The sequence below is a fragment of the Xenorhabdus sp. TH1 genome (assembly GCF_037260955.1).
In the GTDB taxonomy this organism is placed as follows: Bacteria; Pseudomonadota; Gammaproteobacteria; order Enterobacterales; family Enterobacteriaceae; genus Xenorhabdus; species Xenorhabdus griffiniae.
This window is the reverse complement of sequence record NZ_CP147734.1, coordinates 2,900,104-2,910,063: the sequence shown is the minus strand read 5'-3', so window position 1 is coordinate 2,910,063 and position 9,960 is coordinate 2,900,104. Positions and strand designations below refer to the sequence as shown.

Below are 9,960 nucleotides of genomic sequence, written 5' to 3'. Positions count from 1 at the left end.
AGTGACTCAACCCGATGACTTTAGCCAGCCTTACAGGGCTGGCATTTTATCGCTCTAACCAATAAGTACACCAGCTAGTTATGTACATAATCTATGGACTATAAATGAACACGTCGACAATAAAAAAAACCGCCCATGAGATCTTACTCTCACTTTTGTACCGTTCGCGCTGGGCACTTGCCATTGCTATTTTTGCTAGTATAGCCAATGGTATTTCCAGCGTCTCTTTGATCACTCTAATTAATAGAGCTGTGACAAATCCCAGTGATAACTATTCTTCTCTCGCTTGGTATTTTGGTATCTTGGCTGTGTTGGCTATTACCTGTCGCATACTCAGTGGCGTGATTTTCGCTAAATTAAGCCAGAATACCATGGCGAAGATGCGACAACTTATTTCAGAACGCGTTGCACGTGCCCCCTTTCGCCAGATTGAACTGCTGGGTTCCTCTCGAGGTCAATCTATCATCACAGATGATGCAACTAATGTATCAATGTTATTCTTCACCTTACCTAATATCATAATGCAGGGTTCGATCGTACTAGGCTGTCTGGGTTATCTGGCCTGGTTATCCTGGCCCGTATTCTTCTTAGCATTGGCTGTGGTCATCATTGGCTCACTCGGTTACAGCCTTGGTGGAATCAGAGCGATTAATTCATTCAAGGAAGCGGGTAAAGCACAAGACCGTCTCTTCAATCATTTCAACGCTTTATTTTCTGGTGCGAAAGAGTTGAAGTTACACTTCTCACGTGCTCAATCTTTTTTTACCCACTCGCTTGGCAGCGAGATTGATGCGGTACGTCAGCATCGTACCCGTGCTTTTAGTGTTTATGCTTTTGGTGCTGGTTGGATCCTCTTCTTATTTTATGTGTTTTTAGGCGTGGTGATATTTGCCCCGACTGTGATACCAGGCCTTGAAACAACGACTCTGGCTGGCTATTTGATTATCTTTCTTTTTATGCTGATGCCTCTGGATGGGCTACTCAACAGTATCCCAGCATTGAATGCAGCTCGTGTATCGCTGAATCGCATCGGAAATGTACTTTCTGAATTGAATGAACAAGATCGCTTTGACCCACAAATCTGTGCTAACGAATTCGGTGAAGTTCACTCACTACACTTGTCTGGCATTACCCACAGCTATTATCGAGAGAGAGAAGATGAAGTATTCCAACTCGGTTCCATTGATATGGAACTTAAAAGGGGAGAAATTACTTTTCTAATTGGTGGTAACGGCAGTGGTAAAACGACACTTGCCAAGCTATTAGTGGGTCTTTATACACCAGAAAGCGGCGTCATTACTGTTGATGGACAGGTAATCACTGACAGCAACAGAGCAAACTACCGACAATTATTTTCAGCGATTTTCTCTGATTTTCACCTTTTCGAAACATTGGTAGGCTTGGGTGATGCAGGTTCGACATTAGATGCACGTGCTAACGCATTGCTCGCTAAACTACATTTAGATCACAAGGTAAAGATTGAAAATGGTTGTTTCTCAACCCGTGACTTATCATTGGGACAACGAAAACGCCTCGCCTTGGTGGTCGCTTATTTGGAAGATCGGCCATTTTACCTGTTCGATGAATGGGCGGCTGATCAGGATCCACTGTTTAAGGCGGTATTCTATCAGGAACTATTGCCCGAATTAGCCGCACGCGGTAAAGCAGTACTGGCTATTACACACGACGATCGTTTTTTCCACTTGGCTGACCATTGTATTAAGCTGGAAAATGGTCGACTACTTATCAAGAATGATAGTACCGTAATAGTTCAGTAATATGACTGGATGCAGTGGGTTTTACCAATGAGAGATTCGTAAACCCACTTTCCGGATCAGTCGCACTGATCGCACATAAGCTTGCCGGAGGAGGCATATTCCGGCCCATCGTGAATAACCATCAGCTGTATTTCGAGTCATATATTCAAGATGTTGATTAGTCTTAAATAGAGCATCCGCGTCCCCGAAGTATAAAAGGCCTTCTGTTGTGTATTTTAATTGATTGCTTATTACCTTAAATTGAATAAGCCATCACTGGAAGTCTTCTACTCAGAAGAAGATTTTTCAATGATGGCTTAAACGGAATTGGGGTTAATTAAGATAAAGCGTTAACGCCATGCCAGGTTTTATCTCTTTGATTTTTAAGTTTTTATTCCAACTAATCAAATCATTAAGATTCACGCCATGACGTTTAGCGATACTGAAGAATGAATCACCTTTGCGCACATGATAAGTAACCGGGCTATTGTTATCGATTTTTAGCACTTGACCGATCTTGAGCCGATCTACCGTTTTTAAGCTATTTAGTTTTTGCAACTTTTGATGGGTAGTCTTGAAACGTTTTGCAATCGTTGACAATGTGTCTCCAGCACGAACGGTATAGTGGCTTCGTTGCTGTAATTTGTGTGTATTGTATTCAGTTGCTAATCGGATGTCGTTCAAGATGTCCTTATCTGCTAAAGACGCCTTAAATTGGTTGATATTCTTTTTTGGTAGCATGATGTAATGCGGTCCATAAGGAGATGTCATACCTTGTTTGTAGCCTGGGTTATATGCCCTGATTGATGTCAACGATAGCCCAGATAATTCAGCTGCTTGTGACAACATTATTTGTTGCCCTATTTCAACCTTCGCCAGCGCATGTTGGTTGTTAGGCTTAGGGAGTTTGAAACCAAATTTTTGATTATGGTGAATGATATTACTCAGTGCCAATATCTTAGGAACATAATGCATTGTTTCCCGTGGTAGTGACAGCGACCAAAAATCAGTTGGTTTTCCTTGTGCTTTATTATCTTTGATTGCACGTATGACCCTGCCTTCGCCACTGTTGTAAGCGGCAATAGTTAAAAGCCAATCACCATTGAATCGTCTGTTGAGGGATTCAAGCATATCAAGAGCGACGGTTGTTGATGCAGCAATGTCACGACGAGCATCGTACCATTTATCTTGTTTCAGACCATAATGATGGCCGGTACTTGGGATAATCTGCCATAATCCTGCCGCTTTGGCGTAGGAAGTAGCATGGGGGTCAAAAGCACTCTCCACTACAGGTAGCAATACCAATTCCATTGGCATATGTCGGTTATCAAGTTGCTCAACTATCCAATAAATGTATGGTTCTGCACGCGATATCACGTTTTGGATATGACTCTTGTGTTTCAAGTAGTAACTTTGTTGTTCGTTCACTCTGCTATTATCAGGAACTTCCATTTTCAACTCATCGCGAATATGTCCCCACAAATCTTGTTGGGCTGTCGGACTTATCTTCCAGTTTGCAGTATCATCTGGTTTTGCAATACCGTCCGTTTTCTGGTTCGTTGAAAACATCTTCTGTGCTTGTTGCTGGGAAGGAGCCTTTGTCTGTAGGCTCGATTGACACCCAGCAAGAAGAACAGAGCTGAACAAGATCACTTTTGCCTTCATGTTCTTTTCTGATGCTTGCCTAAAAGGCGAGCAATAATACTGGCCTATTATGTAGAAGACAACCCAATAAAGTTAAAATCGATCTTTATAAGCCCTTAGTTGCTGAAAAATAGAAGGAAGTGACATTGAATTAGATTTGATTCCGATATTTTTTTGTAAATCAGTATCGTGGCAATTTAAGAAAACATTAATTTTTTTCTCTGTTTGTAAATTTGTTGGGACTGTTGCTTGGTTATTTTTACGTAATTTAAGAATTTCTTGATAGTAATCATGAATAATCTGATTATTGGGTAATACTGCTGTTGCAAATTTCATATTTGCCGCCGTGTATTCGTGAGCACAGCAGATCAATGTATCATCAGGTAATGATGAAATTTTATCCAGAGAGGAAAACATCTGTTCAGCTGTACCTTCAAATAATCGCCCACAACCACCAGAAAATAGAGTATCTCCACAAAACAGATAGGGAGCCTGATAGAATGCAATGTGGCCAAGTGTGTGTCCTGGCAGCGCGATGACTCGGAAAGAAAAATTTCCTATTTCAACCGTGTTATCTTCATAGACAATATGAGTTGTTCCTTTGTTTTTTGTCTCTTCAGGGCCGTATACGGGTAACTCAGGATATTGTTTGAGTAGTCCAGGAACCCCGCCAACATGATCATAATGGTGGTGCGTCAGCAGTATCGCAGCGGGAGTAAGTTGATTTGCTGCTAAAATATCAATCACAGGTTGTGATTCAGCAGGATCGATAATAGCGCAATGCTTGTTTTCATCACAAAGTAACCAAATGTAGTTATCTGAAAGGGCCGGTATCCTGATAAGCTCCATTATATGCCTCATTTTCATAGTAGGTTTATAAGTAGGTTGAAAGGAAGATGACATGCGATCAGCACGTTTAATCAAGCAAATAACCCTCCCTGCTTCTTGGGCCGAGTTACCATGGGGAGAATATTACCGTGTCGCTCTGGAACGTCAATTGGAACCATGGTGGCCCAAAATCTTTGGTTTTCATTTAGTGAAAATTGGTAACTTAAGTGCCGAAATTGATACTCGTTCCTGTTTGGTCAGCCATCAAGTCAATATAGGATCACAAGGGCAAAATATGGATGTCATTACTGATCCCAATTATCTCCCTTTTGCAACTAAATCTGTTGATGCCTGTTTGTTGGCGCATATGTTGACTTATAGTACTGATCCACACTGGCTTTTGAGAGAAGTTGATAGGATCATGATAGACGATGGTTGGTTGGTTATCAGTGGTTTTAATCCAATGAGTATATTAGGTTTCAGGAAAATGATTGCTCCGGTATATCGTCGGCAATCTTGCAAAGCTCAAATGTTTACAATGCTGCGCCAATTGGATTGGCTGCGTCTTCTTAATTACGAAGTTATCCACCACGCCAACTTCCATGTTTTACCGTGGCAAAACGGAAAGCGTTTTGATAACTCCTGTATGTCAATATTTGGTTGTCTGAATGTGATTATCGCCCGCAAACGGACAATACCGTTGACATTGAACCCCATGCGGGCAACATTGATGAAACCAAGACTCAGTAATGCGTTGGGGGCAGCAAAAAATATTCACCGACGCTATTAATTGACGGGTTAATTTTCGCTTTCTATATAGCCATTATCCGTTTGAGTCGGGTTACTAGCGGCTGTGCGAGCCAGTTCATCACACTGTTCATTCTCCCGATGTCCAGCGTGGCCTTTTACCCAGCGCCAATCAATGTCATGCCGTGAGATAGCTTGATCGAGCCGCTGCCAGAGATCGACATTGACGACGGGAGATTTATCCGCTTTTTTCCAGCCGCGTTTTTTCCAGTTATGGATCCATTGGGTGATCCCTTGACGTACATACTGGCTGTCCGTCGTCAAGATCACGGTACAAGGACGTTTAAGAGCCTCCAATCCTATAATGGCTGCCATTAATTCCATACGGTTATTGGTTGTGCGAAAATAACCGCCACTCAAGGTTTTTTCTTGCTGTTGGTAGCGGAGTAAAACGCCATATCCGCCAGGGCCAGGATTGCCGAGGCAAGAACCATCGGTGAAAATTTCTACCTGTTTGTTCATTTTTGGTAGACTCTTCCTATATTGTCTTTAATCAAAAATCTAAGTCTGACACAAAAAAACATGATGAGCACTGCTATTACTCGCCAAATAGTCCTCGATACTGAAACAACCGGTATGAACAAACTAGGGGTTCACTATGAAGGACACAACATCATTGAAATTGGTGCCGTGGAGGTTATCAACCGTCGTCTGACTGGACGCCATTTTCATATTTATATCAAGCCAGAACGTTTAGTTGATCCCGAAGCGTTTGAAGTTCACGGCATTAGTGATGAATTTTTGCAGGATAAACCGAAATTTGCTGATATCGCTGATGAGTTCATTGAATTTATCCGTGGTGCTGAGTTGATTATTCATAACGCAACGTTTGATATTGGCTTTATGGATTATGAATTCAGTAAACTGAATCGCAATATTCCACCCACTGCTGAGTTTTGTACTATTACAGATACTTTGGCATTGGCGAGGAAACTTTTCCCCGGCAAACGCAATAATCTCGATGCGTTATGTGATCGTTACCATATTGATAACTCAAAACGTACCCTCCACGGGGCGTTGCTCGATGCCGAGATTCTGGCTGATGTTTATCTGTCAATGACAGGTGGTCAGACATCATTGGCTTTTTCGATGGAAGGGGAAACGTCAGGCAGTACGCAGGTTGCAGAAATCCAGAAGATTACTCGCCCACAGTCAGGGCTGAGAATTGTTTATGCTTCCGATGAAGAATTAATTCAGCATGAATCTCGTTTGGATTTGGTGGAAAAGAAGGGGGGAAGCTGTCTTTGGCGTATAAAACCTGAACAGATACATTGAGAAACAGCCGCAAAATAGGGGTAAATGCATAATTGCGGCGAAATACTGCGCAAATAAACTATTTTGTTATAAAAAGCGATTGACGGATTTTATCGTAGCCCGTATTATCCACCCCGTTCTCAACCAGAACGCCATGCGGTGCGGTAGTTCAGTTGGTTAGAATACCGGCCTGTCACGCCGGGGGTCGCGGGTTCGAGTCCCGTCCGCACCGCCAGAATTTATAAGCCCTGAGTTTTTTTAACTCAGGGTTTTTTGTTTTTTTACAGAACATCTTCAATCCATTTATAAAAATACGTTGTCCCTGAAAATTCTCCGTTGGAATCGATAACAAAATTGGGGATCTGCCCGACTTCAATAAAACCACATTTTCGATACAGTGTAGAAGCTGGATCGTGAGTGCGCGTGTCCAATACCAATAAATGGCGTTGATATTGTTTCGCCAGGCGTTCAAGTTCATTCATCAACTTTCTACCAAGCCCACGCTGGCGGTAAGCGGTATGTACCATCAGTTTTTCCACGTCGGCACGGTGCAGTCCATTCTTTTTCTTGCAGAGGGAAAGTTGCACTGAACCTGCGATGTTTTCACCTGCTAGCGCGACAAGCAGTAATCGATGACCTGATATAAGATCTGCTTCGACATCTTGCCAATATTGTTCTGCTTCGTTTTCTTTCAATGGCGCAATAAAGCCGATAGAGGCATTACTTTCGACACAGTTATGGAGTAATTGGATAAGCTCATCGCGTTTTGTATTGATGGAATCTAATTGTATGATGGCTGGAGTTAATATTGAATCAGGTATAGGTCTTGTCATTTATTATTGATCTTAGAGTAAGAGGAAAGTTAAATACCGTACAATAATATTTTTGCCATGTATATGAAAATAAATGCATATGTCAATAATAAAATGAAGCAGAATGTGTGTGATTTCTCCCCGCTTCGTGGGGAGAAATCAGGTTTCATAGCGTGTTGTAAATTACAACTTGAAGTTTAATGCATTATATTACAAGTGAATTTATCAAAACTACTGTTCTTTGAAGTGAGTAAATGTTCGGAATTAGAGGATGTATTACTTTTGCATCATAAACCTAATTGGGCCGAAAAACTCACCTTTTTAGCCTTGATTAACCTATTGAATATCGTGTCTAATACGTGGCTTTCTATTGCGCAAATCAAACAAGGAAATGACTCCCTATTTGCGCAAGAGTAACTTTCGTTGTATGCATTACTTTGAAGAGGATCAAAACGACAGGGTAAATCAAAGAATTATTGTCTGAGAACAATTAAGATAGTTCTCCTTATCTGACATTAATGATTGCGGCTTGTATGCTGCGCTGCGAAAATTAGTCCTTAGTTCACTAACGCTTTTATCCGACTTGGAGTAAAGAATGACCACTCGTAAAACCCTTGCTAATGCTATCCGCTTTTTAAGCATGGACGCTGTGCAGAAAGCAAAATCAGGGCATCCTGGCGCACCAATGGGAATGGCCGATATTGCTGAAGTGCTGTGGCGCGACTATCTGAACCATAACCCTTCTAATCCTAGCTGGGTTGATCGTGACCGTTTCGTGTTATCTAATGGCCACGGCTCCATGCTGATATATAGCCTTCTTCACCTGACGGGTTATGATGTTTCTATTGATGATTTGAAGAACTTCCGTCAACTGCACTCTAAAACGCCAGGCCATCCCGAATATGGCTATACTCCAGGCGTAGAAACCACTACTGGTCCATTGGGACAGGGTATTGCCAATGCAGTTGGTTTTGCGATTGCAGAACGTACACTGGCGGCGCAGTTCAACCGTCCAGGCCATGATATCGTCGATCATTATACTTATGTGTTCATGGGTGACGGCTGTATGATGGAAGGGATCTCCCATGAAGTTTGCTCTTTGGCGGGTACACTGAAACTGGGCAAGTTGATCGCATTTTATGATGACAACGGTATTTCTATTGATGGTGAAGTTGAAGGTTGGTTCACTGATGATACCGCAGCACGCTTTGAAGCCTATGGCTGGCATGTTATCCGTGGCGTAGATGGTCATGATTCTGACGCTATTGCGGCAGCCATTGAAGCAGCACGCAAAGAAACAAACAAACCATCCCTGTTGATGTGCAAAACCATCATTGGTTTTGGTTCACCAAACAAAGCAGGCAAAGAAGAATGTCATGGTGCGCCGTTGGGTGATGCTGAAATTGAAGCAACCCGTAAAGCGCTAGGTTGGGAACATCCTGCGTTTGAAATTCCTCAGAACATTTACGCTGGCTGGAACGCCCAAGAAGCAGGTAAGAGTAAGGAAGCTACTTGGGAAGAAAAATTTGCTGCCTATGCGCAAGCTTATCCAGAATTGGCTGCTGAATTTAACCGTCGTACCCGTGGCGAACTGCCAGCGAACTGGGAAACTGAATCCAAGGCATTTATTGAAAAGCTGCAACAGAACCCAGCTTCCATTGCCAGCCGTAAGGCATCACAAAATGCACTGGAAGCGTTCGGTAAAGTTCTACCCGAATTTATGGGTGGCTCTGCTGACTTAGCACCAAGTAACCTGACTATGTGGTCTGGCTCTAAGCCTCTGAACGAAGTTCAGGATGGTAACTACATTCACTATGGTGTACGTGAATTTGGTATGTCTGCCATCATGAACGGTATCGCACTGCATGGTGGTTTTGTGCCTTATGGCGCAACATTCTTGATGTTCGTGGAATATGCCCGTAACGCTGTACGCATGGCGGCACTGATGAAAGTGCGTAGCATTTTCGTTTATACCCACGATTCTATTGGGCTGGGTGAAGATGGTCCAACTCACCAACCAGTCGAGCAAATTGCTAGCCTGCGCGTAACACCAAACATGAGCACATGGCGTCCATGTGACCAGGTTGAATCTGCGGTTGCGTGGAAATATGCCATTGAGCGCAAAGATGGCCCAACTTCACTGATCTTCTCTCGTCAAAATCTGGTACAGCAGGAGCGTACTACTGAGCAATTGGCGAATATCGAGAAAGGGGCTTACATCCTGAAGGATTGTGCAGGCCAGCCTGAATTGATCCTGATTGCTACGGGTTCCGAAGTGGAATTGGCAGTGAAAGCGGCTGAGCAACTGACCGCCGAAGGTCGTCAGGTTCGTGTGGTTTCTATGCCATCAACCGATGCTTTTGATAAGCAAGATGCTGCATATCGTGAAGCAGTATTGCCAGCCGCAGTTTCTGCTCGTGTTGCTGTCGAAGCGGGTATTTCTGATTACTGGTTCAAATACGTTGGTATCAATGGCGCTATCGTTGGTATGAATACTTTCGGTGAATCTGCACCTGCTGATGTTCTGTTCAAAGAGTTTGGTTTCACTGTTGAAAATGTAGTAGCCAAGGCAACAGCTTTGCTGAAATAATCGGCAAATAATCCATATAAGCGCATTCGTATCAATTTTAGAGCGAGTGCGCTCTTTTTTTGTTCAACTTTTCTTCCATAATGTGACGAATGGCGCTTGCCATCATTCCTTTTTTCTCGTAATCTGCTTTTTATAGTTGCTGAACCGTTTCAGTTAGGTGCATAAATTAGATAATAAAATGTTTTGTCTGTCACAATCTGGTTAATTTTATGATGAATTATCAGTACAAGTAGACATTGCTCAGTTATCCTAAGCGGTTGCGTAACTA

Annotated in this window: 7 protein-coding genes, 1 tRNA gene and 2 pseudogenes; 6 read left to right on the top strand and 4 right to left on the bottom strand. The window is 42.7% G+C overall.

The genetic code is table 11. The annotated features are described in order from the left end of the window. Positions 1-104 precede the first annotated feature (104 nt). The gene (locus WDV74_RS12880) at positions 105-1,778 is read left to right on the top strand and encodes a cyclic peptide export ABC transporter (protein ID WP_338883172.1); all 1,674 of its coding nucleotides are present in this window, start codon (positions 105-107) and stop codon (positions 1,776-1,778) included. 167 nt (positions 1,779-1,945) lie between these two features. Then, positions 1,946-2,078: pseudogene (locus tag WDV74_RS12875) on the top strand (IS982 family transposase); the annotation flags it as partial. Positions 2,079-2,090: 12 nt separating this feature from the next. Here the strand turns inward: WDV74_RS12875 and mltD are convergent. Both mltD and gloB read right to left on the bottom strand, forming a co-directional pair. Continuing rightward, a complete protein-coding gene (gene mltD, locus WDV74_RS12870; protein ID WP_338883170.1) occupies positions 2,091-3,422 on the bottom strand; it encodes a murein transglycosylase D in 1,332 nt (443 codons plus the stop codon). Between the two features lie 72 nt (positions 3,423-3,494). Beyond that, entirely contained in the window at positions 3,495-4,250 is a 756-nt protein-coding gene (gene gloB, locus WDV74_RS12865) for a hydroxyacylglutathione hydrolase (RefSeq protein ID WP_338883169.1), read from the bottom strand. 52 nt (positions 4,251-4,302) lie between these two features. Between gloB and WDV74_RS12860 the strand changes: the two genes are divergently transcribed. Further along, positions 4,303-5,019: a methyltransferase domain-containing protein gene (locus WDV74_RS12860; protein ID WP_338883167.1), complete on the top strand. Its 717-nt coding sequence runs from the start codon at positions 4,303-4,305 to the stop codon at positions 5,017-5,019. Between the two features lie 8 nt (positions 5,020-5,027). On the opposite strand, the pseudogene rnhA reads toward WDV74_RS12860, so the two are convergent. Beyond that, positions 5,028-5,560, bottom strand: a pseudogene (rnhA, locus tag WDV74_RS12855) (ribonuclease HI). A gap of 1 nt (position 5,561) precedes the next feature. Here rnhA and dnaQ point away from each other — a divergent pair. Next, on the top strand, positions 5,562-6,311 hold the full coding sequence (gene dnaQ, locus WDV74_RS12850) for a DNA polymerase III subunit epsilon (RefSeq protein ID WP_338885610.1): 750 nt from the start codon (positions 5,562-5,564) through the stop codon (positions 6,309-6,311). Positions 6,312-6,448: 137 nt separating this feature from the next. Next, a tRNA-Asp gene (locus WDV74_RS12845) sits at positions 6,449-6,525 on the top strand. Positions 6,526-6,571: 46 nt separating this feature from the next. On the opposite strand, the gene WDV74_RS12840 is transcribed toward WDV74_RS12845, so the two are convergent. Beyond that, positions 6,572-7,123 carry a GNAT family N-acetyltransferase gene (locus tag WDV74_RS12840; RefSeq protein WP_338883166.1) on the bottom strand — a complete coding sequence of 184 codons (552 nt, stop codon included), beginning with the start codon at positions 7,121-7,123 and terminating at the stop codon, positions 6,572-6,574. A 574-nt stretch (positions 7,124-7,697) separates the two neighbouring features. On the opposite strand from WDV74_RS12840, the gene tkt reads away from it, so the two are divergent. After that, complete coding sequence (gene tkt / locus WDV74_RS12835; RefSeq protein ID WP_338883165.1) at positions 7,698-9,692, top strand: transketolase; 1,995 nt, start codon at positions 7,698-7,700, stop codon at positions 9,690-9,692. Positions 9,693-9,960 lie beyond the last annotated feature (268 nt).